The sequence below is a fragment of the Streptomyces coelicoflavus genome (assembly GCF_045041415.1).
GTDB lineage: Bacteria > Actinomycetota > Actinomycetes > Streptomycetales > Streptomycetaceae > Streptomyces > Streptomyces coelicoflavus.
The window spans coordinates 4,566,270-4,587,766 of record NZ_CP108218.1 but is presented as its reverse complement, the minus strand read 5'-3'; the positions used below and the strand labels follow the sequence as shown (position 1 = coordinate 4,587,766).

Annotated in this window: 23 protein-coding genes and 1 pseudogene; 12 read left to right on the top strand and 12 right to left on the bottom strand. The window is 68.8% G+C overall.

All coding sequences use genetic code 11. From position 1 onward, the window contains the following. Positions 1-56 precede the first annotated feature (56 nt). Positions 57-605 carry an NIPSNAP family protein gene (locus tag OHA99_RS20425; RefSeq protein WP_366473611.1) on the bottom strand — a complete coding sequence of 183 codons (549 nt, stop codon included), beginning with the start codon at positions 603-605 and terminating at the stop codon, positions 57-59. Between the two features lie 107 nt (positions 606-712). On the opposite strand from OHA99_RS20425, the gene OHA99_RS20420 reads away from it, so the two are divergent. Further along, a complete protein-coding gene (locus OHA99_RS20420; RefSeq protein WP_405697108.1) occupies positions 713-1,645 on the top strand; it encodes a helix-turn-helix transcriptional regulator in 933 nt (310 codons plus the stop codon). 58 nt (positions 1,646-1,703) lie between these two features. Continuing rightward, complete coding sequence (locus OHA99_RS20415) at positions 1,704-1,982, top strand: hypothetical protein (RefSeq protein WP_153179179.1); 279 nt, start codon at positions 1,704-1,706, stop codon at positions 1,980-1,982. An 83-nt stretch (positions 1,983-2,065) separates the two neighbouring features. On the opposite strand, the gene OHA99_RS20410 is transcribed toward OHA99_RS20415, so the two are convergent. The 7 genes and pseudogenes from OHA99_RS20410 to OHA99_RS20380 form a co-directional block, all read right to left on the bottom strand. Continuing rightward, complete coding sequence (locus OHA99_RS20410; RefSeq protein WP_153179178.1) at positions 2,066-2,242, bottom strand: hypothetical protein; 177 nt, start codon at positions 2,240-2,242, stop codon at positions 2,066-2,068. Positions 2,243-2,372: 130 nt separating this feature from the next. Then, positions 2,373-2,450 (bottom strand): annotated as a pseudogene (locus OHA99_RS20405) (GntR family transcriptional regulator); the annotation flags it as partial. Then, positions 2,420-2,602, bottom strand: coding sequence for a hypothetical protein (locus OHA99_RS20400; protein WP_153179177.1), 183 nt, complete (start codon positions 2,600-2,602; stop codon positions 2,420-2,422). The pseudogene OHA99_RS20405 and the gene OHA99_RS20400, both read right to left, overlap by 31 nt. Before the next feature lie 626 nt (positions 2,603-3,228). Then, the gene (locus OHA99_RS20395; RefSeq protein WP_405697103.1) at positions 3,229-3,915 is read right to left on the bottom strand and encodes a hypothetical protein; all 687 of its coding nucleotides are present in this window, start codon (positions 3,913-3,915) and stop codon (positions 3,229-3,231) included. Between the two features lie 118 nt (positions 3,916-4,033). Further along, positions 4,034-5,503: an RNA-directed DNA polymerase gene (locus OHA99_RS20390; protein ID WP_153179175.1), complete on the bottom strand. Its 1,470-nt coding sequence runs from the start codon at positions 5,501-5,503 to the stop codon at positions 4,034-4,036. Between the two features lie 308 nt (positions 5,504-5,811). Further along, positions 5,812-6,537, bottom strand: coding sequence for a 5-formyltetrahydrofolate cyclo-ligase (locus OHA99_RS20385; RefSeq protein WP_153179174.1), 726 nt, complete (start codon positions 6,535-6,537; stop codon positions 5,812-5,814). Between the two features lie 19 nt (positions 6,538-6,556). Continuing rightward, a complete protein-coding gene (locus OHA99_RS20380; RefSeq protein WP_381498670.1) occupies positions 6,557-7,723 on the bottom strand; it encodes a helix-turn-helix domain-containing protein in 1,167 nt (388 codons plus the stop codon). Positions 7,724-7,902: 179 nt separating this feature from the next. Between OHA99_RS20380 and OHA99_RS20375 the strand changes: the two genes are divergently transcribed. The 5 genes from OHA99_RS20375 to OHA99_RS20355 all read left to right on the top strand — a co-directional run bounded on the left by OHA99_RS20375 (position 7,903) and on the right by OHA99_RS20355 (position 11,716). Continuing rightward, positions 7,903-8,442, top strand: a complete 540-nt coding sequence (locus OHA99_RS20375; protein WP_194280030.1) for an ATP-binding protein — start codon at positions 7,903-7,905, stop codon at positions 8,440-8,442. A 151-nt stretch (positions 8,443-8,593) separates the two neighbouring features. Further along, positions 8,594-8,737, top strand: a complete 144-nt coding sequence (locus OHA99_RS20370; RefSeq protein ID WP_381498667.1) for a hypothetical protein — start codon at positions 8,594-8,596, stop codon at positions 8,735-8,737. A gap of 21 nt (positions 8,738-8,758) precedes the next feature. Further along, positions 8,759-9,943 (top strand): cupin domain-containing protein, encoded by a 1,185-nt coding sequence (locus OHA99_RS20365; protein ID WP_381498665.1) that lies wholly within the window; start codon positions 8,759-8,761, stop codon positions 9,941-9,943. Continuing rightward, a complete protein-coding gene (locus tag OHA99_RS20360; RefSeq protein WP_153179170.1) occupies positions 9,940-10,836 on the top strand; it encodes an aldo/keto reductase in 897 nt (298 codons plus the stop codon). Before OHA99_RS20365 ends, OHA99_RS20360 begins: the two co-directional genes overlap by 4 nt. A gap of 253 nt (positions 10,837-11,089) precedes the next feature. After that, on the top strand, positions 11,090-11,716 hold the full coding sequence (locus tag OHA99_RS20355; RefSeq protein WP_381498662.1) for a phosphotransferase: 627 nt from the start codon (positions 11,090-11,092) through the stop codon (positions 11,714-11,716). Positions 11,717-11,785: 69 nt separating this feature from the next. Here the strand turns inward: OHA99_RS20355 and OHA99_RS20350 are convergent, their stop codons facing one another. Beyond that, positions 11,786-12,547, bottom strand: a complete 762-nt coding sequence (locus tag OHA99_RS20350) for a phosphoglyceromutase (protein WP_007451013.1) — start codon at positions 12,545-12,547, stop codon at positions 11,786-11,788. Between the two features lie 174 nt (positions 12,548-12,721). Here OHA99_RS20350 and OHA99_RS20345 point away from each other — a divergent pair, with 174 nt between their 5' ends. Beyond that, a complete protein-coding gene (locus tag OHA99_RS20345) occupies positions 12,722-14,011 on the top strand; it encodes an MFS transporter (protein WP_164384218.1) in 1,290 nt (429 codons plus the stop codon). Between the two features lie 21 nt (positions 14,012-14,032). Here the strand turns inward: OHA99_RS20345 and OHA99_RS20340 are convergent, their stop codons facing one another. After that, positions 14,033-14,491, bottom strand: coding sequence for a DUF2000 family protein (locus tag OHA99_RS20340; protein WP_405697094.1), 459 nt, complete (start codon positions 14,489-14,491; stop codon positions 14,033-14,035). A 49-nt stretch (positions 14,492-14,540) separates the two neighbouring features. Here OHA99_RS20340 and OHA99_RS20335 point away from each other — a divergent pair, with 49 nt between their 5' ends. Continuing rightward, positions 14,541-15,368 carry an AraC family transcriptional regulator gene (locus OHA99_RS20335; protein WP_366473614.1) on the top strand — a complete coding sequence of 276 codons (828 nt, stop codon included), beginning with the start codon at positions 14,541-14,543 and terminating at the stop codon, positions 15,366-15,368. 15 nt (positions 15,369-15,383) lie between these two features. Here the strand turns inward: OHA99_RS20335 and OHA99_RS20330 are convergent, their stop codons facing one another. Further along, positions 15,384-15,890, bottom strand: coding sequence for a YbjN domain-containing protein (locus OHA99_RS20330; RefSeq protein ID WP_282882488.1), 507 nt, complete (start codon positions 15,888-15,890; stop codon positions 15,384-15,386). After that, positions 15,883-17,256, bottom strand: a complete 1,374-nt coding sequence (mshA, locus tag OHA99_RS20325; RefSeq protein WP_007451016.1) for a D-inositol-3-phosphate glycosyltransferase — start codon at positions 17,254-17,256, stop codon at positions 15,883-15,885. Before mshA ends, OHA99_RS20330 begins: the two co-directional genes overlap by 8 nt. A 261-nt stretch (positions 17,257-17,517) precedes the next feature. Between mshA and OHA99_RS20320 the strand changes: the two genes are divergently transcribed. The 3 genes from OHA99_RS20320 to OHA99_RS20310 all read left to right on the top strand — a co-directional run bounded on the left by OHA99_RS20320 (position 17,518) and on the right by OHA99_RS20310 (position 21,463). Further along, the gene (locus OHA99_RS20320; RefSeq protein ID WP_205616707.1) at positions 17,518-18,333 is read left to right on the top strand and encodes a class I SAM-dependent methyltransferase; all 816 of its coding nucleotides are present in this window, start codon (positions 17,518-17,520) and stop codon (positions 18,331-18,333) included. A 207-nt stretch (positions 18,334-18,540) separates the two neighbouring features. Then, positions 18,541-19,689 (top strand): C40 family peptidase, encoded by a 1,149-nt coding sequence (locus OHA99_RS20315; RefSeq protein WP_153179163.1) that lies wholly within the window; start codon positions 18,541-18,543, stop codon positions 19,687-19,689. A 271-nt stretch (positions 19,690-19,960) separates the two neighbouring features. Further along, complete coding sequence (locus OHA99_RS20310) at positions 19,961-21,463, top strand: PP2C family protein-serine/threonine phosphatase (RefSeq protein ID WP_282882492.1); 1,503 nt, start codon at positions 19,961-19,963, stop codon at positions 21,461-21,463. Positions 21,464-21,497: the final 34 nt, after the last annotated feature.

Sequence of the window (21,497 nt, the reverse complement as noted above, 5' to 3'; positions counted from 1 at the left end):
CAGCCACGACCGGCGCGTACTCCACCGCCGGTCTCAGGCCGAGTGGAACGGCGCGGCTAAGGCATCACGGGTTCGAGCCGCAGCCGCAGGGTCGGCCAGGGCGCCGGCTCGGCCGGGCCGAACCAGATCCGGACGTCCTCCCCGGTGCGGACGGGCAGGCGGGGAAAGTCGTTCTCGGCGTGCTCGGTGCGGTGCAGCGCGTGGCCCGGGCCCAGGTGCCGAGTCGCGTACGCGTCGAAGTCGGCCGCGTCGGCGGGGTGACAGACGGTCGCGAGCACCACCCGCGTGCCCGGCTCCGGCATGAAGCCCGGGCCGCGCAGCAGCAGGACGTCGTCACTGTCGACCATGGTGGCGTTGGCCGCGTCACGGTGCTCCCGCCACTTCGGGCCTGTGTAGAACGCCTCAAGCGCCCGCCGGCGGTGCGTCATGTCGGGGAACGCGCGGAGCCAGACGAAGCGGTTCGGGTCGTCCAGGTCGCGGAACCGGCCGCCGACGGTGATGCCGGCCGCCTGCTGGCCGGTCACGAACTCGCGCTCGAACAGCTCGATCAGCGTCTCGCGGGCGCCGGGATGCAGGGTGTACTGCCGGAGTTCGACGATGCTCATGCGGTGGCCTGCCCGGTGCGCGTGGGGTCCATGGTCCAGTTGTCGTCCATGCGCCGCAGGCTAGAGCCAGTCTCCTGACATCTCCTGTCAGTGGATAATGAGGCGGCATGCGCGCGAGTCGGCTGATCGCCCTGCTTCTGCTGCTCCAGAACCGGGGCCTGATGACGGCCCGGCAGTTGGCCGACGAACTGGAGGTCTCCGTCCGGACGGTCTACCGGGACGTCGAGGCGCTCGGTGCCGCCGGTATTCCGCTGTACGGCGCCGCCGGCCACGCCGGCGGCTACCGCCTGGTCGACGGCTACCGAACCCGGCTCACCGGACTGACCACGGACGAGGCGCAGGCCGCGTTCCTCGCCGCACTCCCCGACACTGCCGCCGAACTCGGCCTCGGCGAGACGCTCGCCACCGCCCAGCTCAAACTGCGGGCCGCCCTTCCCGCGGAGCTGCGCGAGCATGCCGAGCGGATCCAGGAACGCTTCCTGCTCGACGCCCCCGGCTGGTACGGCGACGCCGACCGGGTGCCTCACCTGGCCGCGGTCGCCGCCGCGGTGTGGGCGGGGCGGGCGGTGGTACTGCGGTACCGGCGCTGGCGGGCGCCGGAGGAGATCGAGCGACGGGTGGAGCCGTACGGGCTCGTCCTCAAGGCCGGCCGCTGGTACCTGGTCGCCGGTGGGACGTCCGGGATCCGGACCTACCGCGTCGACCAGATCCTCGAAACCCAGTCACTGGACGAGGAGTTCGCCATTCCGGACGGGTTCGACCTGGCCGGACACTGGAACGGCTACCTGGCCGACTTCCGAGCACGACTGCACACCGCGGAGGCCCTGGTACGACTCACCCCGGAGGGCGCACACCGCCTCGGTGTGACACCCACGGGTACCGGATGGACGGAGGCCCGCGTGCCCATCGAGTCGATCGACCACGCCCACCGAGAGTTCCTGCGCCTAGGCACCGATGTCGAGGTCCTGGCACCGGCCGAACTACGCAGCCGCATCGCGGAAACAGCACGAAACCTGACCACCCGCTACGAAGGGCGGTAGGACCCGATGGGCCTCTCTTCGTTGATCACACGTCGTAGGCGTCGGCTAGGTTGCGGAAGTGACCGTCATAGATCCGCTTGTGCCAGCCCTTGCAGAGGTGGTTGTCGATGCTTTCCGGTTTCTCGAAAGCTGCGATGACGACGAAGTAGATCCCGACTCCGCGGTGAAGTTGATGGAAGGTATGAGCGGGGAGCTGCTGCGACTGCCTCCGGACCAGCGCGCCCGTCTCCTGCAGGCACTCGCCGACTTGACCGAAGCAGAACAGGACCCCGGACGACGGGAGTTCCTGGAGTCGTTTCGCTTCGCCTGCGGCCTGGTCGAGGAACCGAGGGACTGAGCCCAACGTCGGCTGAGAGAGCGCCGCCGCTCCTCGCTGTCGTTGATGTCAGCCATGGATGTCGCCTCACATCCAACTGACAGTCACTTGCGACGCTTGCGCGCCTTCGCCTTCCGCTCGGCTTCCTTGCGCTTCTCGATGGTGTACGACGACCACTCGCCACGGTGCAGGTTGCATCGCGACGCACCGACCATCGCCAGCCGCCGGCACCGCGCGCCCTTCTCCGTCAGCGCTCCACACCTGGACTGCGTACGAGCCACGTCTCCCACCTCCGGTCTCGACCGTCGTGCGAACCCATGCAGGATGGCCGGACCCATGTCCTCTGTGGAGGGCGCACGGCTCCGCGCAGTGGTGCACGGCGGCCCAAGCAGGTTGCCCGGGGCGCCGGACTCACGCGTCGAAGTCGTACTCCAGGATGTACGAGGCGGCGTCCAGCGTCATTTCGTTGACCTCGACGGGGCGGCCCTCGGCGCGAAGCCGACCGGCTCAAAGTACGCGCCCGCATCGAGATCCAGCGGATAGTTCGCGACACCCAGGACGCCCTTCACCGCGCTGGCAAATCGCAAACTGCCCAGATGCTGGAGCAGTTGTTGGTGGACTTCGCGATTGGCGATATCCATCCCGAGGATGGTCCATCCGGACGCCACCGCCGCACCACACTACCCGTATCTACACCGCGCCCCGAACTCACCATCTGAAGTGCAACTCGTACATGATGGCCTGGTTCTCATCATCTGATGCATCGCCCAAGGGCGTGCCACCGGGCCAGTCGCGCACGAGTCGTATGTTGCCGCAGTTCAGCGCAACTGATCATTTGTGACCGTGAGCTGTGGCTGCGTTTTCGATTAAATCCCTCGTGCTGCTGAGCTGATGGCAGTTGTCTGCGTTGGTCATCGTTGAGCCCTTCCATGGCTCCAGGGCGGCCCGGGGGATGGCGCTCGTGCGTGAGCATCGCGTTAGGAGAGAAGGTGGGTGGTCTGCGGGCTGAGCTGCGGCTTCGCCGGCCGAGGAAGTAAGCGGCTATTCGACCGTGGGGCACCGATGTTGACCGTGACTGACCCCTGCATCTGGCACGGTTGTGGCACGAACCTCAGCCGACGAAAGCCAGCCACGATGGCGGGTGCGCCGACCGACCAGGCGCGCGTATGCCTCGCTGTACCCCCACGTGCCTTAGCCACGTTACTCAGCTTGTGCCGTCTACTGAACCTTACGCGGCTGTCCAACGGCCGTTTCAGCCGACTGAGAATCAAAGGATCTTCTGCGCGTGTTCAGCAATAGGCGTAGATGCAGTGACACCAGGCAAGACGCCGCGACGCTCGATCGCGTTACGAGTGAACCAGCCGAAATCCTCTCTGATCGAAGAGAACGTTTCCCTTAGTGCTTCTTCCTGTTCTCCATTTGGCAGCAGCTCGTAAATGTCCGAAATTATAATTTCGAGAGAACTGGCGTGAGCGCTATACCGGATCGGATCTACAATCCTGCCGTGATAGTCATGGAAGATATAAGGGAACACGCTGCCTGGAATTACAGACGTCAATATGAGTTCTTCGTGGAACTCTCGCCAGGGCGAGTCTTCCCGACCGCGACGGCCATCGAACCAGGCATAGAACTTCAACAGGTTCCTACCAGGTATCCGGATTCGCAGATCAGATCTACTTGCGTCATCGATGGCGATCAGGTCGTCGTCTTGCGCGTCGATCGATGCTAGAAAGTGTTGACCTTCAGAAGAGAATTTGAATACACCTCCCGCCGGTTGATAGTGAGGAAAGCGCGAGCCTCGGACGAGGAGATATTTATCGTCCAGTTTGATGCGGAAGAGATACGCGGCCGAGATTCGGATGGTTTGATTTCTATAGCGCAACGAATACCAGTAAAGCCGCGCATGCGTCCGACTGGAGCTAATCGCTATTCCAGTGGGCACTGTCAGAGCCAAGAAGGCTCCAACTGACAGGTCCCCTAACGTCGTGTTTTGGAAGGAGAAGCCCAACGTGAGAAGAGTTACGGAGGCGGCTAGGTAGAGCGCGGCTCTCAGCAATTTGACTCCTTTCAGCTTAAACAGGAAGAGGTACGTCAGACACGTTGCGCAGATATCGCGCGGTCCAACTTAGATCAGTTTCCCTCTTCTTTTCGATGTCCCGTAGTAGAGCATCCGGCATGTATGCGCATTCGTGCATAGCGATCAGTAGCGCTCGCTTGATCGCGTCACTATTCTCGGACTCGTACTGCATCTTCAGCAAGGGGCCGTCAGCTACGTCTGAGTTGCGCCCTATATATCGCGCAGCGAACTCGCGCGGGTAGTTAGGTCGATTTCTGTCTCGCAGGATGGCCCAAGCGGTATCCTTTAGCACCTTAGATTGGACGTCTTGCCGTAGAGCACAGTGCAATATATTACGTTCAAGGAACGGATAGTTCAGTAGCGAGTAGTCTGACACCACAGCTTCTAGTGTGCTAACCAGGCGTTTCCGATAGCCAGGAAGTGCCTCGATATAGCGAAGTATCTGAGCGGATATATGGTGGAGATCTTTAAGATTGTTCAAGGCCCAGTCGACAGCGGTCGCATCCTGCCTGTACCTGAAGCGCGTTAGGGAGAATTTAACGTCCCTCTCATTTGGAGGCGTCTTGGAAGTGGCATTTCGGAACAGCTTATTCAGCAGCTCTTTCGCTTGAGGATTACCCAGCGAATGCAGGTATGCGATCAGGTCGCGCTCTGCGTCATCTAGATAGTCTATCGATTTACTACGGCTTAATATCTCTGTCTTCTTTGAGGACGGAGTGAGGCGCCGAGCGCGTAAAGCCTGGTTTGCGCCTACCAAAGATGACCTTAGAGTTTCCCAATCGCTGCCAAAAAGATACGTGTCGTCAGAATAACGAACATGCTCTATGCCTGACTGTCGAATGAACTCATCGAAAGGGAGGAGGTAGATATTTGCCAAGACGCCGGAAGCGCTTGACCCTTGAGGTAACCCCCAGGCCTCCGATTGATGCTGAAAGCCCTCCAGGAATGATTGGATTTGTTCAACGAGAGATACTTCCACGCCAGCTTGAAGTAGATCTAACTGCAAGATGTCTATGTCTATGTTCTCGTAGAAGGCAGATACGTCCGTTCTGGCCATCATGAGATTTGGGTTAGACAGTAGAATTTTCCGAGCGCGATGTCGCATGGCCAACCAGTCGTGCACTGAGTGCATCTGGTTCTTCTTGAGGCGGTAGCTGAAAATATTAGATGGAATCAATTTGTCTACCGCATGGGATGCCTCAAGTGCAAGAGTTTCGTAAGCCAAGCGGTCCTTGATGTCAAAGCGAGCCAAGGGGCGCACCGAAATGGGGTCTTTGGGGTGCTCTACGATCTCTACCCTTGCTGGAGCGACATCCGGGTTCGAGACGTACTTGATCATTCCGCCCTTGTAGACGTCCCACTGCTTTTTAATGTCGCTGAAATTAATGATGTCCGGGAGCTCTTGACGCACTTCGACGAAGAAAAGGCGGCGAGCTGCGCGTCGCAGGTAGTCTTCCTTCGCCACTGGCACCCCGCCGCTTGGTAAAGTGAATAACTGGGCGTAGTTTACCGGTAGGCCTTACCGGACTCTAGTGCTGATCAAGGGTCGGCTGAGCGGCTTGGCCGGGAGCCCGCTTGGCCTGACGGCTTGTCCGCTGCGAGGCGCGGGTACGGCCGCCGGCCGGGCTGGAGCGGGACGGAGGCAGGAGCGCAGGCCCGGCCGGGGGCCGGGCCGCGTGCGGGGAGCGGAGCGAGTCGCCTTGAAGCCAGTAGAGAGAGTTGTAGCTCAGTTGGGCACGTGACGGTCCTGAGGAAGGCTCGGTGCCTTGGTTCTCAGGGGATTTGTCGGGCCATGAGTGCTGGGATCGCGGCGATCTTCTCCGTCGTGAGGGCCGACCAGTCGACTCCTGACGGACGGTGAGGGTTCGGGCAGGTGATGGTTGCATCGGGAGTCACGATCAGGTCGACGCCTACGTCGTGTCCGGAAGTGGGGATCACGGTCTCGGTCACCTGGAGTGGGTGGACGGTGGTGATGACGACGGTCTCCGGCGTCACCAAGCCTGCTTCGGTCAGCAGGGCGAACTCGATGTCGGAGTAACCAGCGCCCTTGCCGATGCGGGCGCCGTTGCGGTTGACGGCGACGCTGCCAAGGATGATCAGGTCCAGTGGGCGGAGGGCTTCGACTTCGACGGTCGGGGCGAGGGTGGCGGCGGTGCGGCTGCTTGCGGCCTCGACGGGTGGGATGGTGAGGGCGGCCGGATCGAGGAGGTAGAAGGGCTTGAGGGTGGCCAGTTTCGGGACGGCCATGTAGACGGTCTTGCCTTCTTCCAGTGCTCGCGCCCGAACCGGAAGTTGGGCCTTGTCCGGCACGGCTTTAACGACGCTTGCAGCCTGCCAGACTGGGAGTGCCGCGAGTCGGGCCGCAGCTTGCTCGGCGCCCTTGAAGTGAGGGATCCGGCCGTGGACGGAGACGTCGTGGACCGCGTCCTCAGTGGTCAGGGCATCCCAGACCTGTGTGCGTACCGCCTGCTTGGCGCGGTCCACGGAATTGGCTGCCACCTGTGTCTCCTTCTCTCCTCTACGCTGCCGTCATCAGGCCGAGCAGCCTGTCGTGAACCTCAGCGACGAAGGGTTCCTGTCGCCAGGGGCGCAGTTCTCGGGCGGCCCCGAAGACGATGTTCATGCCTCCGCCCCCACGTGTGGTCTCCAGCTCGACGATGGCTTCGGTGAGGCTGGCCACCCCTGCCTCGACATCGCCTTGGCGGATACGGGCGAGCGTAAGGTTCCCCAGTACGATCGCGCGCGACTTTCGCCTGTCCCGTAACTTCTCCGCCGTGCCGGCCAGCAGGGTCTCCGCCCGTCGGTGGTCCCCAAGGGTGAGGTAGCAGGAGCCTGCGAGTCGCCCGAACTGGGTGGGGGACACGAGGTCAGCGGCGGCGTCCCCGTCGTCCGCGTGGGCGAGTCGGCTCTCCGCGCCAACGAGAGCGCGTTCGCAGTCCGAGGCCGACCGCAGCATCGCGTGTGCCTCGGCGACGTGCAGGAGCGCCAGCCCGGCCAAGGCGGGACTCGTGCGCCCTGCGATTTCGGCCGCTTGCTGCGCGAGCGTGAGCCCGGCCTGCGCATCGTGTGCGCCGTACAGCGCGACGTAGCAGGTGCGCAGTAGGGCGTGGGCTTCGAGAGTCGTGTCCCGTAGGTGTCGTGCGAGGTCGGCGCTCTGCTCGTAGTACGCCTTGGCACTGGTGTGGTCGCGACGCTGAGAGGCGTCCCAGATCAACTGCCCCATGAGAGCGCACGCGTCGGCATGCAGCGCATGTAGTTCTCTCTGTGCACGCCCGCGGGCGCACCCGGTGGCGAGCCGGTCGATGTCGTTGAGCTGCGCCGCCGCCTCTGCGATGAGGCCGGCCGAGGGTACGCGGTCGTAGCGAGCGGCACAGTCGTCGAAGCGCGTGCGCAGCGCGGCGACGGCGCTCAGGTCGATGCGGTCGGGGTGAAGCAGCACGTAATCAAGGGCGTCCTGCCCCTGCGTGCCAACCGCCGACCGCACAGTCAGCAGGTCGTTGAGGCCCTCGGCATCGACGCGCAGAAGGCGGGCCAACCGTGGGCGCATCCAGGGCTGCGGGGCGGTGCGGCCCGACTCCCAGCGGGTGATGGTGGAGCGGTCCACCTGCATGTGCTCGGCGAGAGACTCCTGGGTGAGGCCTACGGTCCGGCGGCGCGCTGCGAGGCCGTTGCGGCTGTGTGCCATGACGCTGTCTCCCCGTTTCTCCTGCCCTGTCAGGGATGTGCGGCTGAAGCGACTTCCCAGGTGAGGTGTGGTGATGGCGCACGGATGCCGCATGGATGCATCCATTGTGCTCTGGGCGTTGTCCGCTGTGGGCGGTTGTGTGGAACTCCGACGCTCATCGCCAGGAAGGTCCGCCCTCCATGACGTTCCGAACCCTCGTATCGAAGTCCTTCACCTTCCGTGTCCCGTCCGACGTCGGCGCCGTGTCTCCCGCCCGCCGCCGGGTTGTCGCGATCGTCCGTGACTGGGACGTGCCGCTCGTGCAGGACACGGTCGAGACGCTGGAGCTGCTGGCCGGCGAGGTGGTTGCGAACGCCGTGGTGCACACGGGGAAGGGCTGCCAGGTCACGGTGAGCTGGGACGGGGCCCGTTTGCGGTTCGAGGTCGAGGACGCAGAAGGCGGCCCTCCCACGCAGCGGACGTCGGTCGGCTCGCACGAGGAGAGCGGGCGTGGACTGCAATTGGTCGACGGCCTTGCCCAGAGATGGGGATCCCGGCCGACTCCGGACGGAAAGGTGGTCTGGTTCGAGATCGGCGGTTGCTCACCGCCGCCGCTCCGCCCGTGCCCCACCGTGAACGACAGCGATCTCCCGTTCGGGGGAGCACAACGGCCGGTGTCGGTTGCCGAACCGAGTCGCAGTGCGCTCGGCGGTTCTCACGTACATGCCGCTACCACCTGATCACTGACCACCTGGCTCGGGAGGCGCAAGTCCTGAGCCAGGTCCCGGCATCCCTGAGCTGCCCTCCGCCTCTGGTGGGGCAACCGGGGGCGCCACCACCAGGGAGCGGGCGACCGGCCTGCTTCCGCCCCCACCAAGAGGAGATACACCCATGCCCGAGCAGAACATGACCACGAACGGTGGTCAGGAGGGCCACGGCCTGCTGGTAGCCCGTCGCCGGATCGTCGCCACCCGTTCTCGTGCCGAGCAGCCCTCGGACGGCGGTTCCACCGGTCGTTCCGACGGCAACGACTAGGAAGGGCCAGGACCGTAACCGATGACCACCGACTCCTTCGCGGTGGTCGCGCGCCTGGGCGAGGACTTCCTCGCCCAGGCGTACGGCCGCACCTACCGCCACTTCCCCGGCGAGCCGGACCGCTTCGGCGGCCTGCTGGGCTGGGACGACCTGAACGCCTTGCTCACCCACCACCGGCTCGAACCGCCCCGCCTGCGACTCTCGGCCGGCGGCGAGACGCTGCCCCAGCATGTCTACACGGTGCCGGTCACCACCCGTCGCAACACCGTGTGGCACCGACTCAAGCCTGCCGACCTGCACCGCCACCTAGCTGAGGGCGCCACCCTCGTCCTGGACGCGATCGACGAACTGCACCCAGCCGTCGGCGACCTCGCCCGGTCGCTGGAGCGGCACCTGCGCACCGGCATCCAGGTCAACGCCTACGCCTCATGGACCCCCGAAGAAGGCTTCGGCGTCCACTGGGACGACCACGACGTTCTCGTGCTTCAACTGGACGGCGCCAAGCGATGGCGCATCCACGGCCCCACGAGGCAGGCCCCGCTCCACCGGGACACAGACGTCCCCGAACCACCGCCGAACGAACCAGTCGTCGAACTCGTTCTGCATGCCGGGGACATGCTGTATCTGCCCCGAGGCTGGTGGCACGCGGTCGCGGCCTCCGAAGGGGTCCACTCCCTCCATCTCACCTGCGGTATGCAGACGGCGACCGGAGCCGACCTCCTCCAATGGCTCTCCGAGGACCTGCGTCGCGAATCGACCGTGCGCAGCGACCTGCCACGTTTCGGGACCGACGAGGAGAAGGCACACTTCGTACGGTCCCTCGGCGACCTCATTGTGAAGGAGTTCGAGGACGTGGCCCTGCTCGACCGCTTCCTCACCATGCGAGACGCCACCGACCGAGCCCGCCTCGCGCCCTCTCTGCCGTACGTCGAAGGTGTGCCGCCCGACTCCGGTCTCGCCGTACGCCTGGTGACCGCTCGCGCCCGGCTGCACAGCGACGAAGAGGGCCATGCCGTGCTGACGGCAGGAGGAGAGGAATGGACCTTCTCCCCCCAGGCCGCGCCCCTGCTGTCCCTCCTCGTGGACGGAGGCCGTCACCGCCTGGACACACTCGCCCAGGCGGCCGGCCTTCGTGTCGGTCAGGTGGCCCTGCTCGTGGGCGAACTGGTGGACGGCGAGGTCGCGGCCGTGGAGCAGATCCGGTGAGCGCACAGCTCGCGGCCGGGACGTACCGTTGCCGTGACGTATCCAAGTCGGTGGCTGCTGCCGTGCGCGCTGGGGTGACCTGGATCGACACGGCTCCGAACTACGGCTCCGGTTCGGCCGAGGCCGCGCTTCGGCAGGTCCTCAACGCATGCCCAGAGGTACAGGTCTCGACAAAGGTCGGCTTCGTCCCCGACTCCGACCGACGGGCCGCTCGGGATGTCGGCGCACTGCGGCACGGCCTTGAACGAGGCCACTGTCTGGCGCGTCCCTACATCTCCTGGCAGCTCGCCCGAAGCCGCGCCCGTCTCGGCCGTGTCCCGGACCTGGTCTTCGTCCACAACCCGGAACACGGGCGGACGGACCGGGCCGCTGTGTCACGGACGCTGGCCGGGACATTCGAGGAACTGGAGAGCGCGGCGGACGCAGGCAAGATCGGCGGCTACGGCGTTGCCACCTGGGCAGGCCTGTCGAGCGGCATGTTCACCGTCCCTGGACTCATGAAACTCGCCACAACCGCGGGCGGGCCACACCACCACTTCCGGGCTGTGCAGTTCCCGGTCTCGCTCATTCATCTCGCTGTGGTCGCGGATGCACTCGACGGGCACGGAGCACTGGCGCAAGCGCAGGAAGCAGGGCTGGATGTCTTCGCATCGGCCCCCCTCGGAGGGGGTGAACTGCTCGGCGCCATGACGGAGGAGCTGGTACGCCTCATCGATAGTGAGGCATCTCAGGCCCAGGCCGCCCTCTTGGTCGCGCTGTCCGCCCCTGGGGTGTCACGTGTCCTGCTGTCGGCGAGTACAACGGCACACTGGGCGGATGCCCGTGGTGCTGCGGCCCGCGAGTCCTTGCCGCCCGATCGCCTGAGAAGGGTCGCCGATGTCCTTGGAACCTGACGACCTAGAGGTCGGCGCACGCATGCGGAGTGCCCATACCGTGGCGTGCGGCCTTTTCGGCGCGGCCCCTGACGCTCGGCTGTCCGACGGGGAGAGGCAAGAAGCGTGGGGCTGGAAGGGGCGCACGCTCGGCCGTCCCGTCGCAGGCCCATACGGACCCGGATGGCTGCGTGTCGTCCACAGTCCGCTGGACAAGGCGATCGGCAAGTTGTGGACCGGTCCGGAAGATGCCGAACGGCTGGTGCCCTCGCAGGTGCCGCGCCCTGGCCTACGTCTGGTACGCCAGTGGGTGGAGGGCGGATACGCGTACAAGGCGGAGCTGTACGACCACACCGCCGGCGAAACCGTCTCGCCCACCCCCACGCCCGTCACCGACGAACCTCCGCTGACGGCAACCTGGTGGAGCGACCTGCGCACGGCCCTCGGCCGTGTCTCGACGGTCGACACCGACCGTACGGCCGTACGACAGGCGTACCTGGACCGCGCCATGCCCAAGTACCTGGCCTTCCTCGGCGGGCCGGTCCCTACGACGCCGCGCGCCTGGTCCACCGCACATGGCGACCTGCACTGGGCAAACCTGACCGGTCCTGAACTCGGCATTCTGGACTGGGAGGGCTGGGGCACGGCCCCGGCCGGCTACGACGCCGCCCTGCTGCACGCCTACAGCATCGGCAGGCCGAAGGCTGCCGAACGCGTCCGCCAGGAACTCTCCCCCGTCCTCGACAGTGAGGACGGGCGCTTCGCGGAGCTGGCAGTCATCACCGAACTCCTGCAGAGCGCAGAACGCGGAGACAACGTGGAGCTCGTTCCCGCTCTGCGACAGCGTGCGGAAGAGGTCTGGCACCGGGTGTCGGCCGACGGGGTGATCAGGGCCCAGTGAGGGCCCAAGGGCAGCAAGAAGCCCCTTACCTGGGGGAAACCCGCAGGTAAGGGGCCTACTCGCGGGTGCCTACTTCTTCTTGCCCTGGTTCTTCACGGCCTCGATCGCTGCCGCGGCCGCGTCCGGGTCGAGGTACGTGCCGCCGGGGTTCAGGGGCTTGAACTCGGCGTCGAGTTCGTAGGACAGCGGGATGCCCGTCGGGATGTTCAGGCCCGCGATGTCCGCGTCGGAGACGCCGTCGAGGTGCTTGACGAGGGCGCGGAGGGAGTTGCCGTGGGCGGCGACGAGGACCGTGCGGCCGGTGAGGAGGTCGGGGACGATGCTGTCGAACCAGTACGGCAGCATGCGGCCGACGACGTCCTTCAGGCACTCCGTCTGCGGGCGCAGCTCCGGCGGGAGCATCGCGTAGCGCGGGTCGGAGAACTGGGAGTACTCGGCGTCGCGGTCCAGCGCGGGCGGCGGGGTGTCGTAGGAGCGGCGCCACAGCATGAACTGCTCCTCGCCGAACTCCGCGAGGGTCTGGGCCTTGTCCTTGCCCTGGAGGGCGCCGTAGTGGCGCTCGTTGAGGCGCCAGTGGCGGTTGACCGGGATCCAGTGGCGGTCGGCGGCCTCCAGCGCGAGCTGGGCCGTGCGGATCGCGCGCTTCTGGACGGACGTGTGGACCACGTCGGGCAGCAGGCCGGCGTCCTTGAGCAGCTCGCCGCCGCGCGTCGCCTCCTTCTCGCCCTTCGGGGTGAGGTTGACGTCCACCCAGCCGGTGAACAGGTTCTTCTCGTTCCACTCGCTCTCGCCGTGGCGGAGGAGGATCAGCTTGTACGGTGCGTCGGCCATACGACCGAGCGTAATCCAACGGCCCGGTCCCCCGCGCAGGCGCCCGGTGGGCGGACGGCGGGCGGACGGCGGGCGGACGGTTGACGGGAAGTGTTAATCGGGTGGCCCCCCGCCCTCACGGGTTCGTAAGTTGTGCTTACCGCATCAGCCGCTTACATCCATCTCGGGGGACCCATGTCAGTCGCCGGACTCAGGCGTGCCGCACGCGAGACCGTCTCCGGGCTCCCGCGCGAGTTCTGGTGGCTGTGGACCAGCACCCTGGTCAACCGGCTCGGTGCCTTCGTCGCCACCTTCATGGCGCTGTACCTGACCATCGACCGCGGCTACTCCGCCTCGTACGCCGGTCTGGTCGCCGCCCTGCACGGGCTCGGCGGGGTCGTGTCCTCGCTGGGTGCCGGGGTGATGACCGACCGGTTCGGGCGGCGGCCGACGCTGCTCGTCGCGCAGACCTCCACCGCGCTGTCCGTCGCGCTGCTCGGCTTCATGCGGGACCCGTTGGCCATCGCCGCCGTCGCCTTCCTGGTCGGCATGGCGAGCAACGCCTCCCGGCCGGCCGTGCAGGCGATGATGGCGGACATCGTGCGGCCCGAGGACCGGGTCCGGGCGTTCTCGCTCAACTACTGGGCGATCAACCTCGGCTTCGCGATCTCCTCCATGGCGGCCGGGTTCATCGCCGAGGTCAGCTATCTCGCCGGGTTCATGATCGAGGCCGGGATGACGCTGGTGTGCGCCGTCCTCGTCTTCGTGAAGCTGCCCGAGTCCCGGCCGCCCCAGTCGGCGGGGACCGGCGGCCCCGAGGACAAGGAAGCCGCCGTCTCCCTCCTGACCGTGCTGCGCGACGGGCGGTACATGGGTGTCGTGGGGCTGTCCTTCCTCATCGCGCTGATCTTCCAGCAGGCCTACGTCGGGCTGCCCGTCGCCATGGGCGAGGCCGGGTTCACGCCCGCGGACTTCGGCATGGCGATCGCCGTCAACGGGGTGCTGATCGTCGTCCTTCAGATTCCCGTCACCCGGTTCATCCAGCACCGCGACCCCCGGCTGCTGCTCATCGGGTCCTCCCTGCTGGCCGGGTACGGCTTCGGGCTCACCGCCTTCGCCGGGTCGGTCGGGGTCTTCGCCCTCACGGTGTGCGTGTGGACGCTGGCCGAGATCGTCAACGCGCCGACCCAGACCGGGCTCGTCGTCCGCCTCTCCCCCGTGCACGGGCGCGGGCGCTACCAGGGCATGTACACCATGTCCTGGGCGGTCGCCGCCCTCGTCGCCCCGCTGATGTCCGGGTTCGTCATCGACCACTGGGGCGCCGAGTGGCTGTGGGGCGTCTGCGCCGTCGTCGGGACGGTGGCGGCGGCCGGGTACTGGGGGCTCATGCGGGGGCTGCCGGACGACGACGGGACACCGGTCGCCCGGGAAGCGTCCGGTGCGCCCGCCCCGGACGCTCCCCGGGCCGACGCCGGCGCCGTCTGACGCCGTGGCCCCGCCGCCCGCTCACGGGTGCATCCGCGCCCCCTTCAGCACCTTGTCCACCGCGTTCCTCGGGCCGTACACCGCGAGGCCCACCAGGTCCAGGTCGGCCGTCGGCACGGCCCGTACCGCCGCCCGGTTGTCGCGGTCGTTGCCCGTGGTGAAGAGGTCGGACGTGAAGAGGGCGCGGGGCAGGGCGCGCGACAGCACGCGCGCGTGGGCCTTCGTCAGGGTCTCCTTCGTGCCCTCGAAGACCAGGACCGGCTGGCGGAACATCGGCAGGTAGCCGACCGCGCTGGCGTCCTCGTACGGCTCCCCGATCACCTCGGGGAACTGGCTGCCCAGGCCGCTGACCAGGAAGGCCGTGACGTTGAGGCGCTGCCAGGTCTCCAGGTCCCCGCGCAGCAGTACGGCGATCTTGGTGTCGAAGCGGACGGGGGCACCGGTTCCGGGCGCTTCGGGGGCTGCTTCGTGCGTGCTCATACGGTGAGACTGCCGACCCGTACCCCGCCCGGTCTTGTACGTTTTTTGCATGGGCGGCCGAGCGAAGGACCAGCGGAACGTCTCCGCCTGGCGCCCGCGCGTCCCCGGCGTCGTCGAGGTCTTCCACGCCCACTACACCGAGTACGCCTACCCGATGCACGTCCACGACGCCTGGACGCTGCTCATCGTCGACGACGGCGCCGTACGGTACGACCTGGACCGGCACGAGCACGGCACCCCGCACGACACGGTGTCGCTGCTGCCGCCGCACGTGCCGCACAACGGCTCCCCGGCCACCCCGGACGGCTTCCGCAAGCGCGTCCTGTACCTGGACGCCTCCCGGCTCGACGACGAGCTGATCGGACCGGCGGTGGACGCGCCCGACCTGCGCGACCCGGTGCTGCGGCGGCGGGTCGGGCAGCTGCACGCCGCGCTCGCGCTGCCCGGGGACGAGCTGGAGGCGGAGAGCCGGCTGACGCTGATCGGCGACCGGCTGCGCACCCACCTGCGCCCCCGGGGCGACAGGGGCGACGGGGACCCCGTGCGCCGGGACCCCGTGCTCGCCCGGCGGCTGCGGGAGCTGCTCGACGAGCGGGTCGTCGCGGGGGTCGGGCTCGAGGAGGCGGCCGCGCTCGTGTCCGCGCATCCGGCGCATCTCGTACGGGCGTTCAGCGGGGCGTACGGCATCGCGCCGCACCAGTACCTGATGTCCCGCCGGGTCGACCGGGCCCGGCGGCTGCTGCTGGCCGGGCGGGCCCCGGCGGACGTGGCAGGCGCCACCGGGTTCTACGACCAGGCCCATCTCACCCGGCACTTCAAGCGGCTGGTGGGGGTCACGCCGGGGCGCTACCGGGTGAGCGGCGCGCGAAGGGGCTGAAAGGGCTGAGGCCGGTCAGTCGCCCGCCCGCTCGATGAGGTGCCGGAAGGCGTCCAGGTTCCGCGTCGACTCGCCCCGCGAGGTCCGCCACGCGTGCTCCTTGCGGATGGCGGACGCGAAACCCAGCTCCAGCAGGGTGTTGAAGGCGCCGTCGGCGGCCTCGAGGACCTGCCCGAGGAGGCGGTCGATCTCGTCGGGGGTGACGGCGGCGAGGGGAAGCTTCGCGGTGACGTAGATGTCGCCGAGGCGGTCGACGGCGTAACCGATGCCGTAGAGCTTGAGGTTGCGCTCCAGCAGCCAGCGGTGGACGGCCGGTTCGTTCTCGTCGGGATGGCGGATGACGAAGGCGTTGAGGGAGAGGGAGTGCCGGCCGAGGAGGAGGGAGACCGTCGTCGAGAGCTTGCGGGTGCCGGGGAGTTTGACGACGTAGTTGCCGGGTTCCGGGCTCTCCCACTCCAGCTCGGCGTCCTTCAGCGCCGCCTCGAGGACCTGCGCTGCCTTCTGCTGTGGTGCCTCAGCCATGGTGCGAGCGTACGTGACGGCGGTGCGACTGGATCGCGGCCGTGTAGACCTCGGCCGTCGCGGCGGCGGCGCTGTCCCAGCCGAAGGCCTGGGCGTGCCTGGCGGCGGCGTCGCCCATGCGGGGCGTCAGCTCGGGATTGTCGGCGAAGTCGCGCAGCACGCGCGCGTACGCGACGGGATCGTGCCCCTGGACGAGGCGGCCGGTCTGCCCGTCGCGCACGGCGACCGGGAGGCCGCCGACCGCGGCGGCGACAACCGGGGTGCCGGCCGCCTGCGCCTCTATGGCGACCAGGCCGAAGGACTCGCTGTAGGAGGGCATGACGAGGACGGACGCGGCCCGGAACCAGTCGGCGAGCTGCTCCTGTCCGACCGGCGGGCGGAAGCGTACGACGTCGGCGATGCCGAGGCGTGCGGCGAGTTTCTGCAGGCCCTCCGGCTTGGCGAGGCCGCTGCCGCTGGGGCCGCCGACGACGGGCACGACGATGCGGGAGCGCAGCTCGGGGCGTTCGTCGAGGAGGACGGCGACGGCGCGCAGCAGGATGTCCGGCGCCTTCAGGGGCTGTATCCGGCCCGCGAAGAGCGGGATCAGCGCGTCCTGGGGCAGGCCGAGGCGGGCGCGGGCGGCGGCGCGGGCGTTGCCGTGCTGGCCCGGGCCGGGCACGCGGCCCTTGGGGAAGGGGCGGAACCGGTCGAGGTTCACGCCGGGGTGGACGACGGCGACCTTGGCGGGGTCGGCGGAGTAGTGGCGGACGAGTTGGCCGGCCTCCTCCGTGGTGTTGGCGATCAAGCGGTCGGAGGCGGCGACGATCTGGGTCTCGCCGATGACGCGGGCGGCCGGTTCGGGGGTGTCGCCGTCGGCCAGGCTGGCGTTCTTGACCTTGGCCATGGTGTGCATGGCGTGCACGAGGGGGGCGCCCCAGCGCTGGGCGGCGAGCCAGCCGACGTGGCCGGAGAGCCAGTAGTGGGAGTGCACGAGGTCGTAGTGGCCGGGACGGTGGCCGGCCCAGGCCTGCATCACGCCGTGGGTGAAGGCGCAGAGCTGGGCGGGCAGCTCCTCCTTGGCCAGTCCCTCGTACGGGCCCGCGTCGACGTGCCGGACGAGGACGCCGGGGGCCAGCTCGACGGAGGGCGGGAGGGCGGCGGTGGTCGACCGGGTGAAGATCTCGACCTCGATGTTGATCGCGGCGAGGCGCTGGGCCAGCTCCACGATGTAGACGTTCATGCCGCCGGCGTCGCCGGTGCCGGGCTGGTGGAGCGGTGAGGTGTGCACGGAGAGCATGGCGACGCGGCGCGGTTTGCGCAGCAGCCTGAGCCGCGGGGAGGCCGCCGGTGAGCGACGCCCGAGCCTGCTGACGTACTGGCTCACGAGCCGTTCCTCCTCGCTGCGGGCATGCCGGTCGGAGGACCTGCGGTGCCCTCCAAGGGGTGGGAACACCGGACGGGCAGTGCTCCATTCCGGTTTTCCGGCCTTTGCCGAATCATTACCGCCTATCGCTCAACCGTTCGAGGGCTTACCGGGTCCCCCGACGCGGTGGCACGCGGCGGGAACCCTGCCCTGCCTCGCGGTGTGCGGGTACCACCGTCCCGTGGCCGCATGCCGGCCGGCCGGACGCATACCCTCGTAGGCATGCCGCCCCGCGCCACCGCCACCCGCCCCGTGGGCACGGTCACGCGCGGGACGACGAACCCCAACCGGCTGCGCCGCATGGACCGCTGGATCGCGGCCGTGCACGGCGCCGAACTGCGCCGCGCCGCCGACCCCGTCGCCGTCGACCTCGGCTACGGCGCGGCGCCCTGGACCGCCGTCGAACTGCTGCTGCGCCTGCGCTCGGTCGCGCCGCACGCGCGCGTGGTGGGCGTCGAGATCGACCCGGCCCGGGTGGCGGCGGCCCAGCCGTACGCGCGCGCGGGGCTCGACTTCCGGCACGGCGGCTTCGAGGTCCCCGTCCCGGCGCCGCCGCTGCTGATCCGCGCGGCGAACGTGCTGCGCCAGTACGACGAGGGCGAGGTCGCCGCCGTCTGGCAGCGGCTGTGCGCGCGGCTCGCACCGGCGTCGGAGCACTCGCGCGGGGGGCTGCTGGTCGAGGGCACCTGCGACGAGATCGGGCGCCGGCACGTGTGGGTGGCGCTCGGGCCCGAGGGGCCGCGCACGGTCACCTTCGCCACCCGGCTCGGTTCCCTGGGCCTCCCCTCCGACCTGGCCGAACGGCTGCCGAAGGCACTCATCCACCGCAATGTCCCCGGCGAGCCGGTGCACGCCTTCCTGCGTGACTTCGACCGGGCCTGGGCCGCCGCGGCGCCCTATGCCTCCTACGGCGCCCGGCAGCGCTGGATGCGGGCCGTGCGGGACCTGACGGCCGACTGGCCGGTGGCGGACGGGCCGGCGCGGTGGCGGCAGGGCGAAGTGACGGTGCGGTGGGAGGCGTTGGCGCCCCGCACGTGACGCGACGACGGCGGCGACGGGCGAGCAGGGAACGATCTCCGCACGGCGTTCGTCACACACCCGAGCCCCCGGGAGGGAAGCGGGAGGGAAGCGGGGGAGCAGGAGGAATGCACGGCCTCTGTCGCCCTCTGTCGCTTTTCGCTCCGGCATGGCACGATCCCCGGAGCGGGCTATGTTACTGACGGTTAATCAGTTTGGGGGCGAGGTATGCGTACGGGGAAGCGTGGCTTGACGACCGCCGCAGTGACCGTGGTCTGCGCGATCACCGTGCTGGCCGCACCGGGCACGGCGTTCGCGGACCCGGGCCCTTCGTCGCCGCCCTCGTCGTCACCGTCGCCCAGCACCCCCGGCGCCGCCACCCCGACCGCCCCGGCCGCCACGCCCGGCAAGGGCAAGGACCTGGAAGCCGTACGCAAGAAGCTCGACGGGCTCTACCGCGCGGCGGCCTCCGCCACGGAGGAGTACAACGCCGCCGAGGAGAAGGCCGAGAAGCAGAACGCCGAGATCGTCGAACTGGCCAAGAAGATCGTCAAGGGCCAGGAGAGGCTGGACGGCCTCAAGGACCGCGCGGGAGCCGCGGCCCGCTCCCAGTACCGCACCGGCGGCCTGCCCGACGGGGCGAAGCTCGTCCTGAGCGACGACCCCGAGGACTTCCTCGACGGCACCGGCCGGGTGATCCAGGGCCAGCGCGCCACCAAGGGCCTGCTCGGCGAGCTGACCCGCGCCCAGGAGGACCTGAAGACCTACGCGGCGGACGCCTCCGCCCACTTCAAGGAGCTGGAGGCGAACCGCAAGGCCAAGGCCAAGGCCCAGAAGAAGATCGAGAAGCAGATCTCGGCGGCCGAGAAGCTGGAGTCCGAGCTGGAGAAGGAGGAGAAGGAGCGCCTCGCCCTGCTGGAGAAGGCGGCGCAGGCCAAGGCCCAGACCGCCTGGCTCGGCTCCGGCATCCTCAAGGACCTCGACACCGCGGCGACCGAGCGGGGTCGCAAGGCGGTCGAGTACGCCACCGCCCAGATCGGGAAGCCGTACCAGTGGGGCGCCGAGGGCCCGAAGTCCTACGACTGCTCCGGTCTGACCTCGCAGGCCTGGGTGTCGGCGGGGCAGGCGATACCGCGCACCTCGCAGCAGCAGTGGAAGCAGCTGAAGCACGTCGACATCGAGGACATGCGTCCCGGGGACCTGATCATCTACTTCGACGACGCCAGCCACGTCGGCATGTACGTCGGCGACGGCTCCATGGTGCACGCCCCGCGTCCGGGGCGCTCGATCACCGTCGCGGGCGCGGGCACCATGCCGATCCTCGGTGTGGTCCGGCCGGACACCGCCCCGGAGCAGGCACCCGCGCCCAAGGGGTGACGCGGGCCACGCGCCGCCCGCCGGACGCGTGAGACGGGCCACGTGACCCACTCCACGCCCGGCGTCCCGCCCCGCGTGACGTTCGTCATCCCAGGTCCCCGGGCGACGTGTCCAACTGCGGGGCATAACGCGGCATATGACACTGGCCGATGGCCGCCCGACGTGTTCTGGACCATTCCGCAGCGGTGCCGTCACCCGCTATGGTCCCCGTCGGTGGGTCGAGGTCCCTCGCCCCGCCATGCCCTCGGGGGGAGGGAAGGAAACCAAGACGATGCCCGTACCCGTACCGCGGCAGAGGGCGATCCCGGCCGTGGAGTGTGGTCAGGCGCCCGCCGCGTCCCCGGACAGCGGCCCTTCCACGGAACAGGCCCCGCCCGGGGACCGCCCGGCCGAGACCCCCGTCACGCAGCGGGAGAACGCTCGGGAGAACGCCCGAAAGAACCCCACGGAGAAGCGCGAGAAGCCCACGGACACCAGCACCGGCACCCCCGGCACCAGCACCCCCGGCACGGACACCGGCACCGCCCGCACGCGGAGCGGCCGGGCCGAGAACGCCGTGCCCACGAACCTGACGGTGCTGCTGATCGAGGACGACCCGGCCGGCTCGGCGATCGTGCCCGACCTGCTCGACCAGGCCGGCAAGCCGATCCGCGTCCGCACCGCCCGCAACCTCACCGAGGCCGGGCGGCTGCTGACCGACGACGTCCACTGCATCCTGCTGGACCTCGCCCTGTCGTCCCCCGCCCCGGCCCGCGCCGGCGGGGAAGGCACCGGCGACGGCGAGGGCGCCGGTGAGGGGAGCGACGAGCTGGCCGTGCTCCGGCACGTCCTGGAGCTCGCGCCCCGGCACGCCGTACTCGCGCTGACCTCCTCCAGCGACGCCGAGCGCGGCGCCGAGGCCGTGGCGGTCGGCGCGCAGGACTACCTGTTCCGCGACGAGCTGGACGGCCGTCTGCTGAGCCGGGCGATCCGCTACGCCGTCGAGCGCAAGCGGTCCGACTCGGCGGAGCGGAGGCTGGCCGAGGGCCGGGTGCGGGCGCAGGAGAACCGCCGTCTGGAGCGCGGCCTGCTGCCGACCCCGCTGCTCGCCGGCTCCCCGCTGCGCTTCGCCGCCCGCTACCGGCCGGGCCGCTCGCGCGCGCTGCTCGGCGGCGACTTCTACGACGTCGTCCGCACCCCGGACGGCACCGTGCACGCCATGATCGGCGACGTCTGCGGGCACGGTCCGGACGAGGCGGCGCTCGGTGTGGAGCTGCGGATCGCCTGGCGGGCGCTGACCCTGGCCGGGCTCTGCGGCGACGAGCTGCTGGGCACGCTCCAGCAGGTGCTGGAGCACGAGCGCTCGGACGACGAGATCTTCGCGACCCTGTGCGCGGTGGACATCTCCCCGGACGGCCGCCGCGCGGGCCTGTGCCTGGCCGGGCACCCGTCCCCGCTGGTCGCCGCGCCGGGCGTGCCCGCACGCCTGCTGCCGTACGACAACAACGGCCCGGCGCTGGGGCTGCTGCCGGGTGCCCGCTGGCCGCGGATGCAGGTGGAGCTGGGCGCCGAGTGGAGCCTGATGCTCTACACCGACGGCCTGATCGAGGGCCACGTCGGCGAGGGCCGGGAGCGGCTCGGCCAGGACGGCATGGTGGAGATGGTGCGCCGCCAGCGCGCCGAGGGCCTGCGGGGCGAGGAGCTGCTGCGGGCGGCCGTCAACGAGGTCCGCGAACTCAACGGCGGCGAGCTGGCCGACGACGTGGCGGTGGTCCTGCTCGACCGGACGGCCTGAGCCGCCCGGTCCCGGTGACCACGCGCACGGGGCT

Excerpts from the sequence above, each read along its gene's own strand:
- OHA99_RS20370 (WP_381498667.1), top strand. The coding sequence starts at position 8,594 with ATGCCCGAGCAGAACATGACCACGAACGGTGGTCAGGAGGGCCACGGC.
- OHA99_RS20375 (WP_194280030.1), top strand. The coding sequence starts at position 7,903 with ATGACGTTCCGAACCCTCGTATCGAAGTCCTTCACCTTCCGTGTCCCG.
- OHA99_RS20400 (WP_153179177.1), bottom strand. The coding sequence starts at position 2,602 with ATGGATATCGCCAATCGCGAAGTCCACCAACAACTGCTCCAGCATCTG.
- OHA99_RS20335 (WP_366473614.1), top strand. The coding sequence starts at position 14,541 with ATGGGCGGCCGAGCGAAGGACCAGCGGAACGTCTCCGCCTGGCGCCCG.
- OHA99_RS20425 (WP_366473611.1), bottom strand. The coding sequence starts at position 605 with ATGAGCATCGTCGAACTCCGGCAGTACACCCTGCATCCCGGCGCCCGC.
- OHA99_RS20365 (WP_381498665.1), top strand. The coding sequence starts at position 8,759 with ATGACCACCGACTCCTTCGCGGTGGTCGCGCGCCTGGGCGAGGACTTC.
- OHA99_RS20310 (WP_282882492.1), top strand. The coding sequence starts at position 19,961 with ATGCCCGTACCCGTACCGCGGCAGAGGGCGATCCCGGCCGTGGAGTGT.
- OHA99_RS20420 (WP_405697108.1), top strand. The coding sequence starts at position 713 with ATGCGCGCGAGTCGGCTGATCGCCCTGCTTCTGCTGCTCCAGAACCGG.
- OHA99_RS20330 (WP_282882488.1), bottom strand. The coding sequence starts at position 15,890 with ATGGCTGAGGCACCACAGCAGAAGGCAGCGCAGGTCCTCGAGGCGGCG.
- OHA99_RS20340 (WP_405697094.1), bottom strand. The coding sequence starts at position 14,491 with ATGAGCACGCACGAAGCAGCCCCCGAAGCGCCCGGAACCGGTGCCCCC.
- OHA99_RS20380 (WP_381498670.1), bottom strand. The coding sequence starts at position 7,723 with ATGGCACACAGCCGCAACGGCCTCGCAGCGCGCCGCCGGACCGTAGGC.
- OHA99_RS20315 (WP_153179163.1), top strand. The coding sequence starts at position 18,541 with ATGCGTACGGGGAAGCGTGGCTTGACGACCGCCGCAGTGACCGTGGTC.
- OHA99_RS20345 (WP_164384218.1), top strand. The coding sequence starts at position 12,722 with ATGTCAGTCGCCGGACTCAGGCGTGCCGCACGCGAGACCGTCTCCGGG.
- OHA99_RS20320 (WP_205616707.1), top strand. The coding sequence starts at position 17,518 with ATGCCGCCCCGCGCCACCGCCACCCGCCCCGTGGGCACGGTCACGCGC.
- OHA99_RS20350 (WP_007451013.1), bottom strand. The coding sequence starts at position 12,547 with ATGGCCGACGCACCGTACAAGCTGATCCTCCTCCGCCACGGCGAGAGC.